Origin of the sequence: Roseburia sp. AF02-12, from assembly GCF_003461765.1 — a bacterium.
In the GTDB taxonomy this organism is placed as follows: Bacteria; Bacillota; Clostridia; order Lachnospirales; family Lachnospiraceae; genus Roseburia_C; species Roseburia_C amylophila.
In genome coordinates this window covers 1,614,341-1,634,709 of record NZ_QTXS01000001.1, presented here as the reverse complement: position 1 = coordinate 1,634,709, position 20,369 = coordinate 1,614,341, and the positions used below count along the sequence as shown (strand labels likewise).

Annotated in this window: 17 protein-coding genes; 11 read left to right on the top strand and 6 right to left on the bottom strand. The window is 42.5% G+C overall.

From position 1 onward, the window contains the following. The first annotated feature begins 98 nt into the window (after positions 1 to 98). Complete coding sequence (locus tag DV740_RS08035) at positions 99 to 1,862, top strand: glycoside hydrolase family 13 protein (RefSeq protein WP_117841657.1); 1,764 nt, start codon at positions 99 to 101, stop codon at positions 1,860 to 1,862. A gap of 50 nt (positions 1,863 to 1,912) precedes the next feature. On the opposite strand, the gene DV740_RS08030 is transcribed toward DV740_RS08035, so the two are convergent. The 5 genes from DV740_RS08030 to DV740_RS08010 all read right to left on the bottom strand — a co-directional run bounded on the left by DV740_RS08030 (position 1,913) and on the right by DV740_RS08010 (position 6,464). After that, entirely contained in the window at positions 1,913 to 2,494 is a 582-nt protein-coding gene (locus DV740_RS08030; RefSeq protein WP_117696640.1) for a sugar O-acetyltransferase, read from the bottom strand. 57 nt (positions 2,495 to 2,551) lie between these two features. Continuing rightward, a complete protein-coding gene (locus tag DV740_RS08025; protein WP_117841659.1) occupies positions 2,552 to 3,118 on the bottom strand; it encodes a glycerol-3-phosphate responsive antiterminator in 567 nt (188 codons plus the stop codon). A gap of 214 nt (positions 3,119 to 3,332) precedes the next feature. After that, positions 3,333 to 3,701 carry a DUF1667 domain-containing protein gene (locus DV740_RS08020; protein ID WP_117696644.1) on the bottom strand — a complete coding sequence of 123 codons (369 nt, stop codon included), beginning with the start codon at positions 3,699 to 3,701 and terminating at the stop codon, positions 3,333 to 3,335. Between the two features lie 4 nt (positions 3,702 to 3,705). Beyond that, on the bottom strand, positions 3,706 to 5,019 hold the full coding sequence (locus DV740_RS08015; protein ID WP_118087810.1) for an NAD(P)/FAD-dependent oxidoreductase: 1,314 nt from the start codon (positions 5,017 to 5,019) through the stop codon (positions 3,706 to 3,708). Then, positions 5,016 to 6,464, bottom strand: coding sequence for an NAD(P)/FAD-dependent oxidoreductase (locus DV740_RS08010; RefSeq protein ID WP_118087809.1), 1,449 nt, complete (start codon positions 6,462 to 6,464; stop codon positions 5,016 to 5,018). The genes DV740_RS08015 and DV740_RS08010 overlap by 4 nt, the downstream gene beginning before the upstream one ends. 249 nt (positions 6,465 to 6,713) lie before the next feature. Here DV740_RS08010 and DV740_RS08005 point away from each other — a divergent pair, with 249 nt between their 5' ends. Together DV740_RS08005 and DV740_RS08000 are read left to right on the top strand one after the other, a co-directional pair. Further along, positions 6,714 to 7,700: a helix-turn-helix transcriptional regulator gene (locus tag DV740_RS08005; RefSeq protein ID WP_118087808.1), complete on the top strand. Its 987-nt coding sequence runs from the start codon at positions 6,714 to 6,716 to the stop codon at positions 7,698 to 7,700. A gap of 15 nt (positions 7,701 to 7,715) precedes the next feature. After that, positions 7,716 to 8,120 carry a hypothetical protein gene (locus DV740_RS08000; RefSeq protein WP_022243589.1) on the top strand — a complete coding sequence of 135 codons (405 nt, stop codon included), beginning with the start codon at positions 7,716 to 7,718 and terminating at the stop codon, positions 8,118 to 8,120. A gap of 99 nt (positions 8,121 to 8,219) precedes the next feature. Here the strand turns inward: DV740_RS08000 and DV740_RS07995 are convergent, their stop codons facing one another. Continuing rightward, positions 8,220 to 9,830, bottom strand: a complete 1,611-nt coding sequence (locus tag DV740_RS07995) for a CTP synthase (protein ID WP_117947730.1) — start codon at positions 9,828 to 9,830, stop codon at positions 8,220 to 8,222. A 251-nt stretch (positions 9,831 to 10,081) separates the two neighbouring features. On the opposite strand from DV740_RS07995, the gene ftsH reads away from it, so the two are divergent. The 8 genes from ftsH to whiA are packed head-to-tail and all read left to right on the top strand — an operon-like array spanning position 10,082 to position 20,358. Continuing rightward, positions 10,082 to 12,043 carry an ATP-dependent zinc metalloprotease FtsH gene (ftsH, locus tag DV740_RS07990; protein WP_118087807.1) on the top strand — a complete coding sequence of 654 codons (1,962 nt, stop codon included), beginning with the start codon at positions 10,082 to 10,084 and terminating at the stop codon, positions 12,041 to 12,043. Beyond that, on the top strand, positions 12,033 to 13,907 hold the full coding sequence (gene uvrC, locus DV740_RS07985; RefSeq protein ID WP_242994249.1) for an excinuclease ABC subunit UvrC: 1,875 nt from the start codon (positions 12,033 to 12,035) through the stop codon (positions 13,905 to 13,907). Before ftsH ends, uvrC begins: the two co-directional genes overlap by 11 nt. A 20-nt stretch (positions 13,908 to 13,927) precedes the next feature. Next, positions 13,928 to 15,223 (top strand): methyl-accepting chemotaxis protein, encoded by a 1,296-nt coding sequence (locus DV740_RS07980; protein ID WP_117842222.1) that lies wholly within the window; start codon positions 13,928 to 13,930, stop codon positions 15,221 to 15,223. Positions 15,224 to 15,269: 46 nt separating this feature from the next. Then, positions 15,270 to 16,211 carry an HPr(Ser) kinase/phosphatase gene (gene hprK, locus DV740_RS07975; RefSeq protein WP_118087805.1) on the top strand — a complete coding sequence of 314 codons (942 nt, stop codon included), beginning with the start codon at positions 15,270 to 15,272 and terminating at the stop codon, positions 16,209 to 16,211. A gap of 16 nt (positions 16,212 to 16,227) precedes the next feature. After that, the gene (locus tag DV740_RS07970; protein ID WP_117696662.1) at positions 16,228 to 17,619 is read left to right on the top strand and encodes an aminopeptidase; all 1,392 of its coding nucleotides are present in this window, start codon (positions 16,228 to 16,230) and stop codon (positions 17,617 to 17,619) included. 27 nt (positions 17,620 to 17,646) lie between these two features. Beyond that, a complete protein-coding gene (gene murB, locus DV740_RS07965) occupies positions 17,647 to 18,558 on the top strand; it encodes a UDP-N-acetylmuramate dehydrogenase (protein ID WP_117842223.1) in 912 nt (303 codons plus the stop codon). Next, a complete protein-coding gene (gene rapZ / locus DV740_RS07960) occupies positions 18,555 to 19,427 on the top strand; it encodes an RNase adapter RapZ (protein ID WP_118087804.1) in 873 nt (290 codons plus the stop codon). Before murB ends, rapZ begins: the two co-directional genes overlap by 4 nt. Positions 19,428 to 19,440: 13 nt before the next feature. Next, positions 19,441 to 20,358, top strand: a complete 918-nt coding sequence (whiA, locus tag DV740_RS07955) for a DNA-binding protein WhiA (protein ID WP_022243580.1) — start codon at positions 19,441 to 19,443, stop codon at positions 20,356 to 20,358. Positions 20,359 to 20,369: the final 11 nt, after the last annotated feature.

Here is a 20,369-nt window from a genome sequence, read left to right as displayed (position 1 = left end):
AACTATTATACCTGTATTTGAAAAAATGATAAAGAGAAATGAAAAGAAATATGTTATAATTTAAAGACAAATACATCGTAAAGAGAAAGAGGAAATAAATGGATTTTAATGCAGTTTATCATCAGGCGAGTGACAATTATTGTTATCCGTTGAATGAAGATGAGTTAATTATTAATATTAAGACGGGATATGATGTGCAATCGGTATCCATCATATCAGGAGACCCATTTGCTGCTGGTATCTTAGGTGGCGGAGAGCATTGGGATGGAACGGAAGAGGCAATCATTTATAAGAAGCGTCTGAAAAATCAGATTTGGTGGACAACAACTGTCCGACCGGAGTATAAACGTCTGAAATATTATTTTAAGTTACAGACAGAAAATGAAAGCTGGTTCTATTTTGAGGATGGATTTGTCAGTGATGAGCAGATGCATCTGGAAGGCAGAAGCCGCCAGTGTTTTGTATTTCCGTGGATGAATCCGTGCGATGTGCCGCGTACACCTGCATGGGTAAACGATACCGTGTGGTATCAGATTTTCCCGGACCGTTTCTGTAACGGCGACCATTCCATTGACCCGGAGGATGTAGTGCCGTGGCGTGAGCATGGCAGAGTGAAAAATGAGGAATGCTTTGGCGGAGATCTGGCTGGAATCACAAGTAAGCTGGATTACCTGCAGAATCTTGGAATCAATGGATTATACCTGACACCAATCAATGAGTCACCATCCAACCATAAGTATGATACGACGGATTATACAAAGATAGACCCACGGTTCGGAGATGAAGAGACATTGATTCATCTGGTGGAAGAAGCACATAAACGTGGCATCCGTGTAATGTTAGATGGCGTGTTTAATCATTGCGGATATTATTTTGCACCATGGCAGGATGTTCTGGAAAAGGGTCCGGAGTCAGAATATTATGACTGGTTTATGATTAATGAATGGCCGTTTGACCGGAAAGGAAAGGCAGCAAAGAAAAAACAGATTTATACCTTTGCTTTTTATGATGGAATGCCGAAAATCAATACCAATAATCCGGAGGTCAGAAAATATTTTGTAGATATCTGCGCAAACTGGGTGGAACATTATGGTATTGACGGAATCCGTCTGGATGTGGCAAATGAGGTATCTCATCGATTCTGTAAGGAACTGCATGCCAGAGTGAAGGAAATTAACCCGGATATTTATATCCTCGGAGAAATCTGGCACAATGCACTTCCGTGGCTTCGCGGGGATGAATTTGATGCCGTTATGAATTATCCACTGGGACAAAGTATTAAGGATTTCTGGATAGATAAAAGCCTGACCAATGAGGATTTTGAGTATACGATTAACCGCTGCTATACAAGCTATATGCAGCAGACCAATGATGTGCTTTTCAATCTTCTGGATTCTCATGATACAAAGCGGCTCCGCTCGGATGTGAAAAATCTGGATGAGTATTTTGCGCAGATTGCAGTATTATTTGCAATGCCGGGCAGTCCTTGCATTTATTACGGAACGGAAATTGCAATGGAGGGAAGCTATGATCCGGATTGCAGACGTTGTATGCCTTGGAAGGATATTGAGGCTGGAAAATATGCTGAGCGCAGCAAAATTATTGCAACATTGATTCATCTGCGCAGACAGGAACCTCTTTTAAAAAGCCGCAATTTCCATTTCCCAAATGATTATGCCAAGTACAAGCGTGTTATCCAGTTCCGGAAAGTGGATTTTCCGGATTGTTATGTGGAGGTAATCATCAACTGCTGTGAAGAAGATGTTGAAGTGGAACAGCAGGGAGAAATCCTGCTTGCCCGCCACTACATTGATTCCACACTTTTGTCAAATGGTGTGCTGATAAGAAGAATAAGAAGGTAGATTAAAAAGGAAGAATATTTTGAAGAAAGAAGTAATTATAATGAAATGCATTATTTCTTTGCAATGCGGTCGGCCTCTGTAATCGGACGGAGAACACGGCATGGATTGCCGGCGGCAACGACATTGGAAGGAATGTCCTTTGTGACGACGCTTCCGGCACCGATAATGGTATTTCCACCAATGGTGATACCTGGAAGAATGGTGACATCACCGCCCATCCAGACGTTATCGCCAATAGTGATCGGAAGCGCCTTTTCCAGCCCAAGATTGCGTTCTTCGGCGATGGTAGCATGAACGGCTGTATACATGCCGCAGTTTGGACCGATAAAACAGTGGCTGCCAAGAGTGATTGGAGCACAGTCCATCAGATAGGCATTGTGATTGATAAAACAATCAGAGCCAATGTTACAGTTATAACCATAATCGGTATAAAATGGGGAGAGAATGGTAACACGTTCCCCCATTTTTGGAAGCAGTTTTTTAAGAATATCTTCCCGTAGCTCCTTTTCCTTTGGTGCAGTATGGTTGAAAGTGAAATATAAATCTTCGGCTTTCTCACGTTCTTCTGATAATTCCTGGTCATAATTGGCATCATACCAAAGTCCCAGCTTCATTTTTTCTGATTCTGTCATAGGAAACCTCCTGATTCGTTACAAATAGAAATTGTATAAAATAAATTGAAAATCATATTACAAAAACCACACATCCGGATTCGTAGATGAGATGCAGACTGCTCCGGCATTCAGCATGGAAACGACATCTTCTTTATCGGAAATGAGTCCGCCGGTAATAACCGGAACTTTTGAAAGCCGGCATATGCGGGATACAACCTTAGGCATCAGTGCCGGCAGGATTTCAATATAATCCGGTTTTACAGAACGAAGCTGCTTTTCAATGCTGTCATAAGCCATGGAATCAATGACGAAGAATCGCAGAATCGTGGAAAGCTCTAATTCCCTGGCTCGTTTGATAAGGACTGGTTTTGTAGTGATAATTCCATCGGCGTGGGTGTATTTGCGGATGAAATCCACAGCAATCTCTTTTCCGGACAGGCCATTGATTAAATCGATATGTACCATAGCCGTTTTCCCTGCAGCTTTGACCTTATCTACAATATCTGCAATATTGCAGATGTCTCCAAACAGGATAAAAATAACCTGACTATCGCAGGTGAGACATTTTTTCAATCCTGCCATATCCTTGATGGCTGCAATAATCGGAGAATTATCTATAGCATCTTTACAATTTGAAAGCATAGTAAAACCGCCTTTCTACGCATCGTATTTTCGTATTTATAAATATTATACCGTCATTTCCGGAAATAATAAAGGAAAACTATAAAATCATAAAGAAAAACAAACAGATACGCCAGCATCCGACCCCTCAATCAGATACTGGCGCACCAAAACAGTTATTCCCCTTGGAATAAATATTTATCAGAATAATGTGAATCATTTGATAACAATGAGATTATAATTTTGCAGGAACATTTTTTGTGGCAACAATATCCACGCCGGTGCCTGCAACGTCCTGAACCAGAATATCTCCGATAGAGACCGGTGCAGGAACAGTGATGCCACAGAGAGCATTGATAATTGCAAAAATCTTTTCTTTTGGGATATCCTCTTTAGTTTTGCAGGACACCATCGGAATCGTGCCACCGGATACCCGGACGGTAGAAGTTACAATTCTGGTTGGATGGGTAACTTCCTTACGGGCATAAGCATCGCCGCGTTTGCAGGTGTTGCCGGTAACATCAAGAATTTCTGCATTTTCCATGGTTACGGTAATGGAGCAGCCTAAAGGGCAGCCGATACAGGTTAATTCACGTTTTTCCATCCTCTTACGCCTCCTCTATACAAATGGTAATCTGCTCTAAACCAGGGCAGTTGGTAAGTTGTTCTCTGGTAAGGACAACGGATTCCATCTCGCCCGGAGCCATAACCGGACGTTTCCGGAAGCTGATACGTTCTTTGCCGAAGTAAGTGGCAATTCCGCAGTTTTTATAAATTTGTCCCACGCGGAACCGGACAGTAACTTTGTCTGCCATAGCCTCCGGCCGGATGTATTTTGGAACGGTATAGCGGACGCCACCGGTTGGAATAATTTCGACAGATGGCTGGCTGCATTCGGAAACGGATGCATCGGAATGCTGGCTGCTGGTATTACATGCATCAGCAGTATTGCCGGATAAAATATAATGTGCAGCATTCGCTCCGGCGATACCGGCTTCTTCAGAAACATAATCCACCAGGTCATGGACATGCAGGACATTTCCACAGGCAAAAACACCGGAAATACTGGTTTCTAAGCTGTCATTTACAACAGGACCGGAGGTGACCGGATTTAAAGTGACACCGGCGCTGCGGCTTAATTCATTTTCCGGAATCAGACCACAGGATAAGAGGAGCGTATCGCAGGAATAATATTCTTCTGTACCGGCAATTGGCCTTCCATCGGAGCCGACTTCTGCAATGGTAACACCGGTGACACGCTCTTTTCCTTCAATATCAATAACGGTATGGCTTAATTTCAACGGAATATCAAAGTCATTCAGACATTGAACAATATTACGCTTGAGACCGCCGGAATAAGGCATCAGTTCTGCTACGACTTTTACTTTGGCACCCTCTAAGGTCATGCGGCGTGCCATAATCAGACCGATATCACCGGAGCCTAAGATAACGACTTCTCTGCCCGGCATATAGCCTTCCATATTGACAAGACGCTGTGCCGTTCCGGCGGAGTAGATACCTGCCGGACGATAGCCCGGAATATTAAGGGCACCACGGCTCCGTTCCCTGCAGCCCATGGCAAGGATAATTGCTTTTGCCTGAATCTCAAACATGCCATCTTTCCGGTTCATGGCAGTTATTTTTTTCTTATGGGAGATATCCATTACCATAGTGTTTAACTTGTAAGAGATGCCAAGAGCGAGTACTTTTTCAATAAAGCGGAAAGCATATTCCGGCCCGGTCAGCTCTTCCTTAAAGGTATGAAGGCCAAAACCGTTGTGGATGCACTGGTTTAAGATGCCGCCCAGCTCTTTGTCACGTTCAAGAATGAGAATATCATTTATTCCATTTTCTTTTGCGGATACAGCGGCTGCAAGTCCTGCAGGACCGCCGCCAACGATTACTAAATCATATGATTTCATGGCATTTCCTCCTGAATCTCTTTGTTATATCCATAGACAAACTGTGAAGAGCCACCACATTTGCTGATGTCCGTCATTTCCATAGGAACTTCTCTGGCAAGAATTTCCATGGTACGCGGGGAACAAAAACCTGCCTGACAGCGTCCCATGCCTGCTCTGGTACGACGCTTGATGGCATCTAAAGAGCGGGCACCCAGCGGGCGGTGAATAGCATCGAGAATTTCTCCTTCTGAAATCATTTCACAGCGGCAGATAATGTTTCCATAGGCAGGCTGCTTTTTGATCAGTTCATTTCTTTCTTCTAAAGAAAGCTTTTCTGGTCTTAAAATTCCTTTGCGGGTGGCAATGAAATTTTCTTTTTCGGTTAAATGCATCTTATCCTGCACCAGTCTGGCCATCATGACGCCAATGGCTGGTGCAGAGGAAAGTCCTGGAGATTCGATACCAGCGGCATCAAAGAAGCCGGGAGCATCAGCTGCTTCGCCAATGATAAAGTCGCCATTATCTTCATGGGCACGTAGTCCTGCAAAAGAAGTAATGACCTGACGCATCGGAAGATTCTTAACGCTGTGGGAGGCTTTTTCGGAAAGAGAAGCAAGTCCTTCTCTGGTGGTATTGCTGCCTTCTTTGTTATCGGTATCCTCTGCGGTCGGACCAACGAGAAGATTGCCGTGAACCGTAGGAGTAACCAGGACACCTTTTCCCATTTTACCCGGTAGCTGGAAAATCGTATGGGATACATGAGTTCCGGCAGATTTATCAAGAAGCTGGTATTCACCTTTCCGGGCGGTAATGTGAAGTTTTTTGCTGCTTACCATATTGTGAAAAACATCTGCATATACACCGGCAGCGTTGATAACAGTTTTTGCGGTGATATCCTGCTTATCAGTGGAAATCAGGTATCCATCTTCTAGGCTGGTGATAGAAGTTACAGCAGTATTTAAAAAGAATTCAACGCCATTTGCAACGGCATTTTCCGCGAAGGCAATTGTCATATGAAACGGACAGACGATACCACCTGTGGGTGCATAGAGAGCACTTGTGACATGGTCGTCTAAATTTGGCTCCATGGTGTGTAAGGCTTCGCGGTCAAGAATGCGTAAGTCTTTGACCCTGTTTTCTTTTCCCTGTTCCAAAAGATGTTCCAATTCGCTGGCATCCTGTTCATCGGTGCAGACCACCAGAGAACCGTTTCGTACAAAAGGAATGTCCAGATCCTTAGAGAGAGTATCCATCATGGCATTTCCTTCTACATTAAGCTTTGCTTTCAGTGTGCCCGGTTTTGCGTCAAATCCGGCGTGGATAATGGCACTGTTGGCTTTGGAGCTTCCGCAGCAGACATCCTCTTCCCGTTCAATGACACAGATGCCTGCCTGATAGCGGGATAACTCTCTGGCAATGGCACAGCCGGTGACTCCGGCACCAATAATTGCAATATCGTACATATAAAACTCCTTTCTGCTGGCAACAAAAAAAGCAAGATAAATAAAAGCGATGCTCTCGCTCTTCTTTACCTTGCTCTCGTCTCTTGGTAATTCAATCTTTATTTATACATATTATAACATGAATTGGAATGGGTGACAATTCCTTTTTTACAGTAAAATGAAAAACATAATTTGGGCGAGTGACGAGAAAATGTCAGAAAATTTGAAAAACAGGTATCACAAAGTTTTGCCCTATGCTATACTAGAACTATGGGAAAAACAGAGCATCAGAAACTGAAAATATTATATATATTAGAACTGCTGTATGAACAGACGGATGAGAAGCATGCTGTCAGGATGAGGGATATTATAGCATATCTGAATCAGAAAGGTATTTCGGCAGAACGCAAAAGTATTTATCGGGATTTGGAGATGCTGCAGGACTTTGGCGTGGATATTTTAAGGGAACAGGAGTACCGAGGCGGATATTATATCGGAAGCCGTGATTTTGAACTGGCAGAATTGAAACTTTTGGTGGATGCGGTGCAGTCATCGAAGTTCATTACACAGAAGAAATCAAGAGAGCTGATACATAAGTTGGAGAAGCTGGTCAGCGTCTATGAGGCAAAACAGCTTCAGCGTCAGGTAGTGGTAACCAACCGGAATAAGACCATTAATGAGAATATTTATTATAACATTGATATGATTTACAACGGAATTTCCGGAGATGTAAAAATCCGTTTCCAGTATTTTTCGTGGAATATCGAAAAAGAAATGGAGCTTCGACGGGACGGAGCATTTTACGAGGTGAGTCCGCTGGTGCTTTCCTGGGATGATGAGAATTATTATCTCATAGCATATGATGAGGAAGATAAGATTATCAAGCATTTCCGCGTGGATAAGATGCTTAAGATTTCACTGACCAGAAAGAAGCGGGAAGGTCTTAAGCAGTTTGAAACCTTTGATATTGCATCTTATTCAAAGAAAACTTTTGGTATGTTTGCCGGTGAGGAAGAAACGGTGACACTGCTTTGTGAAAATGATATGATTGGCGTGGTGATTGACCGGTTTGGGCAGGAAGTAAAAGTCAGAAAAGCAGATGATATGCATTTTAGAGCAAGACTTCATGTGGCAGTCAGCGGACAGTTTTACGGCTGGCTTTGTGGCCTTGGAGAAAAGGTTGAGATTATCGAGCCGGCAGAGATGAGAGAAAAATATGTGACATATCTTCAGAGGATACAGAATAAATACAGTTAGCAGGTGATGGGAAGAATGGAGACAGAAGTTAAGTATTGTAAGATGTGCAGAAAGGCATTGCCGCCTTTGTCAGACAGGGAATACTGTTATGCCTGTGAGGAACTGCTTCTTTTTGATAAAGTGAGGGAATTTGTACGAAACAATGATGTAAATGAATATCAGGTGGCAGAGTATTTTGATATTCCGGTACGGATGGTAAAGCAGTGGATTAAAGAGGGAAGAATTGAATATAAAGAAAAGGATAAAGCAGGTATTATGTCGAATTATTGTTCCCGGTGCGGACAGCCGGTTTCCTTTGGAACACTTTGTCCACAGTGCCTGCGTCTTTTAAATGGAGAAAAGGCCAGAATGATTGGCTTCTCAAAACCGGAAGAAGGGGAAGAGGGCGAGATGCGTTTCTTAGACGGAGAAAGAAAGTAAGCAGTACTGCTTTGATTTTTGGTTATATTTGTAAAACAGAAACAGCCTGTGATTTTCATGATGTATCATGAAAATCACAGGCTGTTTTTAAAATAAAGTCTATTTCTGCTTTCTGATTTCAGTTGCTGCTTTAATAAAGCCTTTGAATAAAGGATGTGGACGGTTTGGTCTGGATTTTAATTCTGGATGGGCCTGGGTTGCAACGAACCAAGGGTGTCCAGGAATTTCTACCATTTCTACGATACGTCCATCTGGAGAAAGACCACACAGCTTCATACCGTTTTCGGTAAGAATGTTACGGTAATCATTGTTCACTTCGTATCTGTGACGATGTCTTTCGTGGATGGTTTCTTCTCCGTAAACCTGATAAGCAAGGGAATCAGTATCCAGAACACATGGGTAAGAACCGAGACGTAAGGTTCCACCGATGTCTTCAATGCCATCCTGATCCGGCATCAGAGCAATGACAGGATGTGTGGTATTCGGATCCAATTCGATGCTGTGCGCGTCATTGAGTCTGCAGACGTGTCTTGCATATTCAATGATAGCAACCTGCATACCAAGACAGAGACCAAGGTATGGAATTTTATGTTCTCTTGCATATTTTGCAGCAGTAATCATTCCTTCTACACCACGGTCACCGAAACCACCCGGTACAATAATTCCGTCAGAATTACCAAGAATTTCTTCTGCATTTTCATCATTTAATAATTCGGAATCTACCCAGTTTAAATTAACGGTTGCACGCTCGGCAATTCCACCATGTTTTAATGCTTCTACAACAGAGATATAAGCATCATGAAGCTGTGTATATTTTCCGACTAAGGAGATATTTACTTCCTGAATCGGATTGCGTAATGCTTCAACCATATCGGTCCAGTCTTTTAAATCCGGCTCCGGACATGGAAGATGAAGAGAATCGCAGGCAACCTTTGCCAGATTTTCTTTTTCCATGGCAAGTGGTGCTTCGTAGAGATATTCTACGTCCAGATTCTGCAGCACATGGTCATTTGGCACATTACAGAATAAAGCAATTTTATCTTTTAAGCCCTGGTCTAAAGGATGCTCGGAACGGCATACGATAATATCCGGCTGGATACCCATTCCCTGTAATTCTTTTACGCTGGACTGTGTCGGTTTGGTCTTTAATTCACCGGATGCCTTGATATAAGGAATCAGTGTTACATGAATCAGAATTGCATTTTCATGTCCGACTTCATGCTGGAACTGTCTGATGGACTCTAAGAAAGGCTGGCTTTCAATATCTCCGACAGTACCACCTACTTCAATGATGGCAATATGGGTATCATTGGAAGTAAAGTTACGGTAGAATCGGCTCTTGATTTCATTGGTAATATGTGGAATTACCTGAACAGTACCTCCACCAAAGTCTCCACGGCGTTCTTTCTGAAGTACAGACCAGTAAACCTTTCCGGTAGTAACGTTAGAATTCTTGGTAAGACTTTCGTCAATGAAACGTTCATAATGGCCTAAATCCAGGTCGGTTTCTGCTCCATCATCGGTAACGAAAACTTCACCGTGCTGGATTGGGTTCATGGTACCCGGGTCAATATTGATATACGGGTCAAATTTCTGCATGGTAACCTTGTAGCCTCTGGCTTTTAACAGACGGCCAAGTGATGCAGCAGTAATGCCTTTTCCGAGACCGGAAACAACTCCACCGGTGACAAAGACGTATTTTACAGGCATGGTAGTTCCTCCTTAAATGTGTGTATATGGTTAAAACTTAGATAGACCGACAGTGAATGCGCCGTCGGTCTCATTTTTTCTCAAACTTAGTCTATTATACAACGACAGTAAAAATAAATCCACAAAAATTTATAAAATATTTAGAAAAGAAAGGAAAACTTAACAGAGTTATTATTGATTTATCCGGGCAGATTACATATAATAAGAACTATATTTTGGGAGAGTTTCGAGAATCATATACGGAGGATACAATGGATAACCTGTTTAATAATGGAAATAATAATCAGAATGGTGGAAATAATAACCAGAATAATGGGAATAATAATCAGAACGGCGATAAAAAGGGCGGTAATGGCCAGATGATACTGGCATTTGTTATCATTACTCTTGTGACGCTGTTCTTTATGAGTCTTTTAAACCGTTGCAGTGCAGATATGACTTCCCAGCGGATTACCTATACGGAATTTGTCCAGATGGTAAAGGATGACAAGGTAGAAAAGGTCGAAGTAGGTGCAAACCAGTATAATATCACACCAAAGTCAGATGATAAGACGCTGGTAAAGATGACCTATTATACCGGATTTATTAAAGATGAAAAATTATTAGATCTCTTAAATAAACACAAGGTAGAAATTGACGGATATATTCCGAATAATACATCGACATGGGTATTTAATATTTTAAGTATTGTATTGCCTTTGATTATTATCTGGATTATTTTTGGCGCAGTCATGAAGAAGGCCGGCGGCGGAATGATGGGAGTCGGCAAGAGCAATGCCAAAGTATATGTAGAAAAGACAACCGGTGTAACCTTTAAGGATGTTGCCGGACAGGATGAAGCAAAAGAATCTTTACAGGAAGTGGTAGATTTCCTGCATAATCCGAAAAAATACCGTGAAATCGGAGCAAAACTTCCGAAGGGAGCATTGCTTGTAGGACCTCCTGGAACCGGTAAAACGCTGCTTGCCAAGGCAGTTGCCGGAGAAGCAAATGTTCCGTTCTTCTCACTGGCCGGTTCTGACTTTGTAGAGATGTTTGTAGGTGTCGGTGCATCCCGGGTAAGAGATTTGTTTAAGGATGCCCAGAAACAGGCGCCATGTATCATATTTATTGATGAGATTGATGCCATCGGCAAGAGCCGTGACAGCAGATTCGGCGGTGGAAATGATGAGCGTGAGCAGACCTTAAACCAGCTGCTGGCAGAGATGGATGGATTTGATACTTCAAAGGGACTTTTGGTTCTGGCAGCAACAAACCGCCCGGAAGTACTGGATAAAGCGTTACTTCGCCCAGGCCGGTTTGACCGTAGAATTATTGTAGACAAACCGGATTTGAAGGGTCGTCTTGAGACGCTGAAGGTACACTCCAAAGATGTGCATATGGATGAATCCGTAGATTTGGAAGCAATTGCTCTGGCAAGTGCAGGACTGGTTGGCTCCGATCTTGCAAATATGATTAATGAAGCTGCTATTAATGCAGTAAAACATAACCGTAAATTTGTAAATCAGAGTGATTTGTTTGAAGCCTTTGAAATCGTGGCAGTTGGTGGAAAAGAGAAGAAAGACCGTGCCATGAGTAATCATGAGAAGAAGATTGTTTCTTATCATGAAGTAGGTCATGCAATGGTTACTGCATTACAGAAGAATACAGAACCGGTACAGAAAATTACTATCGTACCAAGAACCATGGGGGCATTGGGATACACCTTGCAGACACCGGAAGAAGAGAAATTTCTTGAGACCAAGGATGAATTAATTGCCAAGATAACGACTTATATGGCAGGCCGTGCAGCAGAAGAACTGGTATTCCATTCTGCAACCAGTGGAGCAGCAAATGATATTGAAAATGCGACCAAGATTGCAAGGGCAATGATTACACAGTTTGGTATGTCAGATAAATTTGGCATGATGAGTTTGGCTTCTGTAGATAATGCATATCTGGATGGTGCAGCACATTTGAATTGCGGCGATGAGACAGCGGCACAGATTGATGAAGAAGTCCGTACCATGATTCATAACTGCTATCAGGAGGCATATCAGCTCTTAGAAGAGAATCGCGAGGTATTAGACCATATTGCGGATTATTTATATGAACATGAAACCATTACGGGTAAAGAATTTATGAAGATATTCCGTGAGTTAAAAGGGCTGCCGGATCCGGATGAGGAAAAGAAGGAAGAAGACCAAAAAGAAGAGAACGGGAATGACGTTTAATATTAAAGAAGAATTAAAGAAGCTTCCGGATCAGCCGGGGGTCTATATCATGCATGATGCCAGTGATGCCATTATCTATGTAGGTAAGGCAGTAAGCCTTCGAAACCGGGTACGTCAGTATTTTCAGGCGTGTCATGACGAAGGAATCAAGAAAGACCAGATGGTAAAGAAGATTACCCGGTTTGAATATATTATCACTGATTCGGAATTAGAAGCACTGGTATTAGAATGCAATTTAATAAAAGAGTACAGACCGAAGTATAATACCATGCTCCGGGATGATAAGACTTATCCCTATATAAAGGTGACTCTGGGGGAAGAATTTCCCAGGGTTCTCTTTTGCCGTCAGCTGAAAAAAGACAAATCCAGATATTTTGGTCCATATACCAGTGCCGGTGCGGTGAAAGATACGATAGATTTGTTGAAAAAAATTTATCATTTAAGAACCTGCAACCGGGTATTGCCAAGAGATATTGGAAAAGAACGTCCGTGCCTTAATTACCATATTCATCAGTGTCAGGCACCCTGTCAGGGTTATATTTCCAAAGAGGAGTACCGGGAGAAAATCAATCAGGCAGTAGATTTCTTAAATGGCAATTATCAGCCGGTTTTAAAAGAATTAGAAGAGCGTATGATGCAGGCATCGGAAAATATGGATTTTGAGCGGGCAATTGAGTACCGGGAACTTTTAAACAGTGTAAAACAGGTGGCACAGAAGCAGAAAATCACCAGTTCCGATGGAGAAGATAAAGATATAATAGCTCTTGCAGCCGATGACCGGGATGCAGTAGTCCAGGTATTCTTTATCCGGAGCGGAAGGCTTATAGGAAGAGAACATTTTTATGTAACTATTGCCAATGAAGACAGTAAGGAACAGATACTGGCAACATTTTTAAAGCAGTTCTATTCCGGAACACCATATATCCCAAAGGAAATCATGCTGCAATATGCAGTTGAGGATGCGGCAGTTATTGAAGACTGGCTGACTAAGAAGCGTGGTCAGAAGGTAGTACTCCGGGTACCACAGAAAGGAATGAAGGAAAAACTGGTAGAGCTGGCAGAGAAAAATGCCGCACTGGTATTGTCCCAGGACAGGGAAAAACTAAAGCGTGAAGAAGGCAGGACAATCGGTGCAATGAAAGAAATTGCATCCTGGCTGGATTTAGAAAAGTTAGAACGCGTGGAAGCCTATGATATTTCCAATATCAATGGATTTGAAACGGTAGGTTCCATGGTGGTTTATGAAAAGGGAAAACCACAGCGCAGTGATTACCGGAAATTTAAGTTAAGAACTATCACGGGACCGGATGATTATGCATCCATGCACGAGGTTCTGACCCGCAGATTTACCCATGGACAGGAAGAAAGGAAAATTTTACAAAAAAAAGGGCTGGATGACCAATATGGGGGATTTACAAAATTCCCGGATTTGATTATGATGGATGGTGGAAGAGGTCAGGTAAATATTGCTCTTCAGGTGCTGGATGAACTGCATCTTTCCATACCGGTCTGTGGAATGGTAAAAGATGATCATCACAGGACGAGAGGATTATATTATCAGAATATAGAGATACCGATAGACACTTCCGGTGAAGGATTTCATCTGATTACAAGAATACAGGATGAAGCACATCGGTTTGCTATAGAATATCATCGTTCTTTACGAAGTAAGGAACAGGTGCATTCTGTGCTGGATGATATCCCGGGAATCGGGCCGGCACGAAGAAAGGCGCTGATGCGAAGGTTCCAGTCCTTAGACGCAATTCGCAGTGCATCCATAGAAGAATTGTCTGGGACAGAAGCGATGAACGAAAAAGCAGCGGAAGAAGTATTCCGCTTTTTCCACAGGGGAGAGGAAAAATAAAAAGAAAAAGGAGAATCACTATGACCAAAGAAGAAAAATTCAAAAACAAAAGTATCAAGAAAAAAGTTAATGATGCATTTAACATGATATTCAGGCTGTATTTTGCAACAGTAGCACTAGCCAGTCTGGGATTGATTCTGCTGGCAGTGGTACCGGATGCGTTCCGTATTCCGGTTCTGGTTATCTGCATTGTGATTATGCTGACAATTGTAGTAGTAAGTGTTACTTTAACTGGCCGGGAATCCAAGTGGTTAATTTATTATATTGTAAAACCAATCCGGGAATTAGAAGATGTAGCAGAGCATCTTTCCCATGGAGAATTGCATGAGAAAGTAACTTATCAGTCTGAAGATGAAATCGGAGAACTGGCAAACCGGTTCCGTAATATGGAAGATACTTTACAGAAAATTGTTGGCGATTTACAGAATATTTTAAAAGAATTTGCACAGGGTAATTATACCGTACGTTCTTCATGCAAAGAAGCATATGTGGGAGAATTTGAAACTGTGATGGAAGAACTGGTAAGCACCATCCAGAACGTAAGCAGTACATTATGTCTGATTAAGGAATCATCTAATCAGGTAGCCGCCGGCTCTGAACAGCTTGCAATCAGCTCCCAGGATCTGGCAAAGGGTGCAACAGACCAGTCTATTGCAGTAGATAATCTGGTGGAGAATGTTTCAAAGGTTACAGAACAGGTTGTTGCAAACAGCAAGTCAACAGATATTGTACATGACCGTGCAAAGAGCGTAGGAATAGAAGCAAATGTCAGCCAGAACAAGATGCGGGAACTTATGGAGGCAATGGAACGTATCTCGACAACATCCAAAGAGCTGGAAAGAGTTATTACTGAAATTGATGGTATTGCAAGCCAGACCAACCTTCTTTCCCTGAATGCATCCATTGAGGCTGCAAGAGCCGGAGAAGCAGGAAAGGGATTTGCAGTTGTTGCGGAGCAGATTCGTATGCTGGCTGAAAGCAGTGCAGAATCTGCAGAGACATCCAAGCATTTACTGGAGACAAACCAGGTAGAAGTAGAACATGGAAACGAAGTAACACAGCAGACATCGGAATCATTAAATAAGGTTATTACAGAACTGGATGCTATTATTACAGAAGTTGCTAATATCAGAATTGCATCTGACCGCCAGGCAGTGTCAGTAAAAGAAATTGAAGATGGTGTAAAACAGATTGATGATGTTATTCAGACCAATTCTGCAGCATCCCAGGAGGCATCAGCAACCAGTGAAGAATTGTCTGCAGAGGCAACTTCTTTAGATGAACTGGTAGAACGTTTCAAATTATTAGAACAGTAAAGAATTATAAAAAATACAGGGGTGAAGATAGGGAAGGAGTCATGCCATGGAAGGTGTAGGAATTGAGAAAATTGTAAAAAAACTGCAGTTAAAGAAATATATTGAGGATATGGAATTAAAGGGACACCGCATCAGACTTGCGGATGTAAACCGTCCGGCGTTACAGCTGAGCGGATATTTTGAACATTTCGAGCAGTCCCGTGTACAGATTATCGGTATGGTAGAATATACATACCTGCAGCATTTGAATGATTCAGAAAAGGACAGCATTTACAGCCGGTTCTTAAAATATGATATACCATGTGTTATTTTCTGCAGGGATTTACAGCCGGATGACCTGTTCTTACAGAGGGCAAAGGAAAATAATGTTCCGGTATTCGGAACAGGCAGAAGCACATCAGAATTCATGGCGGAGCTGATTTATCTTTTGAGTGAAGAGCTTGCTCCGTGTATTACCATCCATGGTGTGCTGGTAGACGTTTACGGTGAGGGACTTCTGATTACCGGTGAAAGCGGAATCGGTAAGAGTGAAGCAGCACTGGAACTGATTAAGCGAGGACATCGTCTGGTAACAGATGATGTGGTAGAAATCCGTAAAATTAATGAGCATACCTTAACCGGCACATCACCGGATATCACCAGATACTTCATTGAGTTAAGAGGTATCGGAATCATTGATGTAAAGACTTTGTTCGGTGTTGAGTGTGTAAAAGAGAAACAGAATATCGACCTTGTAATTAAACTGGAAGACTGGAAGAAGGATAATGAGTATGACCGCCTTGGTCTTGAGGAAGAATATACAGAGTTACTTGGAAATAAAGTAGTATGTCATTCCCTTCCAATCCGTCCAGGCCGAAATCTGGCAGTTATCTGCGAGGCTGCAGCCGTTAACCACAGACAGAAGAAGATGGGTTACAATGCAGCTCAGGAATTGTATCGTCGTGTACAGGAAAATCTGAACAAGAAGGACGACGAGGAAGAAGAGTAAAAGGAGATTCATTCATATGGAACGAGAAGTAGCATGGAATCATTACAGTGAAGAAGAGAAGAAGAAAGTTTTTGAATTTGCAGAAGAGTATCGTAAATTTATATCAGCATGTAAGACAGAAAGAGAATGTGTACGCACTTTTGTAGAGCGGGCAGAGGCAGCAGGATATCTTGATATAAAGAAAGTGATTGCAGAAGGAATAAAACTGGAATCCGGTGCAAGAGTGTATGCAGATAATAATGGAAAAGCACTTGCTATGTTCATTGTAGGAAAGAAACCAATGGAAGAGGGCATGCGGATTCTCGGCGCACATGTGGATTCTCCGAGAATGGATTTAAAACAGAATCCATTCTATGAAGATACCGGGCTTGCTATGTTAGATACCCATTATTATGGTGGTGTGAAGAAATACCAGTGGGTAACACTTCCGCTGGCATTGCATGGTGTAGTGGCAAAGAAAGACGGAAGTGTAGTAGAGGTAAATATTGGAGATAAGCCGGGAGATCCGGTATTTGGTGTCAGTGATTTACTGATTCATCTTGCCGGTGAGCAGATGGAAAAGAAAGCAGCAAAGGTTATTGAAGGAGAAAACTTAGACCTTCTGATTGGAAGTATTCCGCTTGCAGGTGAAGAAAAAGAAAATGCCAAGGATACGGTAAAAGAAAATATCCTTGGAATCTTAAAAGAGGAATATGAAATTGAGGAAGAAGATTTCCTGTCCGCAGAGATTGAAGTGGTACCAGCCGGAGAAGCAAGAGATTATGGACTTGACCGGAGCATGATTATGGGGTACGGACATGATGACAGAGTCTGTGCGTATCCATCCTTTGAGGCAATGCTGGCAAAAAATGAAACACCGGAATATACCAGTGTATGTCTCCTGGTAGATAAAGAAGAAATCGGCAGCGTGGGAGCAACCGGGATGCAGTCGAGATTTTTTGAAAATATGACAGCAGAAGTGATGGCAGCAGCAGGACAGTATACAGAACTTGCACTGCGTCGTGCATTGCAGAATTCCCATGTATTATCCTCTGATGTCAGTGCGGCATTTGACCCCAATTATCCGTCCGTTATGGATAAGAAAAATGCAGCATATTTTGGAAAAGGAATGGTATTTAATAAATATACCGGTTCCAGAGGAAAGTCAGGTTCTAATGATGCCAGTGCAGAATATGTTGGAAAATTGCGTGCAGTGATGGACGATGGTAATGTATTTTATCAGACTGCAGAATTAGGTAAAGTAGACCAGGGTGGCGGCGGAACCATCGCGTATATTCTGGCAAATTATGGAATGCAGGTAATTGACAGTGGTGTGGCAGTTTTAAATATGCATGCACCATGGGAGATTATCAGTAAAGCAGATTTATATGAAGCATATAAAGGATATGTAGCATTTTTGGCTTCATAGAGAAATAAAAAATGGGAGAAGCAAATTGTGAGAGAAGACTGGATAGAAGCCATTAAGACAATTGTAGATGAAAGCAGAATACGCTTGCAGGAGCCGATGAGCCGTCATACCACATTCCGGATTGGGGGCATGGCAGAGATTTTTCTGATGCCGACCATAAAAGAGGCAGTGGATGTTATCACATTGTGCAGAGCAAAGAAGATTCCGTATACGATTATTGGAAACGGAAGCAATCTTCTGGTGGGCGATAAGGGAATTCCCGGAGTGGTCATTGAATTTGGCGCAAATGCTTCTTCCATTGAAGTAAAGGAAAATATGATCCGTGCTGAAGCGGGAGCATTGCTTTCGAAGGTTGCGCACAAGGCACTGGAAGCATCCTTAGGCGGCATGGAATTTGCAGCAGGAATTCCGGGAAGCATCGGAGGTGCAGTTGTGATGAACGCCGGTGCTTATGGCGGAGAGATGAAGGATATTTTAGTATCTGCGGATCTTTTGACCAAAGATGGTGAAGTGGTAGAAGTTCCGGTAGAAGAGATTTCCTTAAGTTACAGACACAGCCGTGTTATGGAGACCGGGGAAGTAGTGCTGGGTGTAACGTTAAAATTAGTATCCGGAGAAAAAGAGAAAATTGAAGCTGTCATGCAGGAACTCCGCCAGAAACGGCAGGAGAAGCAGCCGTTGGAATTCCCAAGTGCAGGAAGTACCTTTAAGCGGCCGGAAGGCTATTTTGCCGGAAAGCTGATTATGGATGCCGGGTTAAGAGGCTATCGTGTGGGAGATGCCCAGGTATCTGAGAAACATTGCGGCTTTGTTATAAACCGTGGGCAGGCAACTGCAGCAGAAGTGGAAGAGCTGATGCGCAGGGTGCAGGAGAAAGTAGAACAGGAGTTTCAGGTAAGACTGGAGCCGGAAGTAAGAAGGTTAGGAGAATTTTCATGAAACTGGTAATTCTGACAGGAATGTCCGGGGCGGGAAAGAGTACAGCACTTAAGATGATGGAGGATATCGGATTTTATTGTGTCGATAATCTGCCGATTCCGCTGATTGAAAAGTTTATAGAGTTGGCAGATTTAAGAAATACCGAGCTTCAGAAGGTTGCTGTGGGTGTGGATATCCGAAGCGGACAGGCATTGGAAGATTTGCAGGATATTCTTGACCACCTGAGAGGTGAAGGAAAAGAATTTGATGTACTGTTTTTGGATGCAGAGGATGGTGTGCTGGTAAAACGTTATAAAGAAACCAGAAGAAGTCATCCACTGGCAGGAAGCGAGCGTGTCGATAAAGGCATCGAAGAAGAAAGAAGAAGACTGGAATTCTTAAAGAAACAGGCAAATTACATTATAGATACCAGTCATCTGCTGACCAGAGAATTAAAAACAGAATTAAATAAAATATTTGTAGAGAATCAGGAGTTTAAGAATTTATTTATCACAATTTTATCCTTTGGATTCAAGTATGGAATTCCGGCAGATGCAGATTTGGTGTTTGATGTACGTTTTCTGCCAAATCCGTATTATGTGGAAGGATTACGCCCAAAGAATGGTAATGATAAAGAGATTCAGGATTTTGTGATGCAATATAAGGAAGCCCACGTATTTCTGGATAAATTAGAAGATATGATAAAATTTCTGATACCGAATTACATAACAGAGGGGAAGAGCCAGCTGGTAATTGCCATTGGCTGTACCGGAGGCAAGCATCGTTCCGTAACCCTTGCCAATGAATTGTTTAAACGGTTGGAGAAACAGAAACAGTTTGGAATTAAGATAGAGCATCGTGACATTGAAAAGGATACGATGCGGCACTAGATGGAGATATGAGATGTCTTTTTCGGGAGAAGTAAAGGCGGAACTGGAGAAGCATATAAGTAAAAGCAGACACTGCCAGTTAGCAGAACTTGCAGCAATTATAAGTTTTTCCGGAAGAATGATATTGACGGGAGCAGATCCCAGATTGGAAATTGCAACAGAACATGCCGGATTGGCAAAAAAGTGCTATACGCTTTTGAAGCGGGCATTTGACATCAGTGCAGAGTTATCTGAACAGAATCCGGGTGTGTTATATATAGAAGAACAGGATGCCATGCGCAGGGTATTAATGGCACTTAAATTTTTGGAAGAGGACGGTTCACTGCATCCGTTCCGACAGGCAGTAAATGGAATGTTGCTGCAGAAGTCCTGCTGTAGAAGGACGTTTGTAAGAGGAGCATTTCTGGCTTCGGGTTCCATGAGTGACCCGCATAAATCCTATCATTTTGAAATTGTATGTGCAACGCCACAACAGGCAGAACAGCTCAGGACGGTAATCAGTGACTTTGGCATGGATGCGAAAGTGGTGGAACGTAAGAAGCACCATGTGGTATACTTAAAAGAAGGTGCACAGATTGTGGATATGTTAAATATCATGGAAGCACATGTGGCACTGATGAACCTTGAAAATGTACGCATTTTGAAAGAGATGCGTAACAGTGTAAACCGGCAGGTAAATTGTGAAACTGCCAATATTAATAAGACAGTGAATGCTGCAGTAAAGCAGATTGAAGATATTAAGTTTATCCAGGAAAAGGGACGACTGCAGGAATTGCCGGATAATCTTTACGAGATGGCACAGGTACGTTTGGAGCACCCGGAAGCGCCTCTTAAGGAACTGGGGGCATACTTAAATCCACCGGTGGGAAAATCCGGTGTGAATCACAGGTTAAGAAAGATAAGTGAAATTGCTGAAAACATGAGAGTATGAAAAGGATGAGG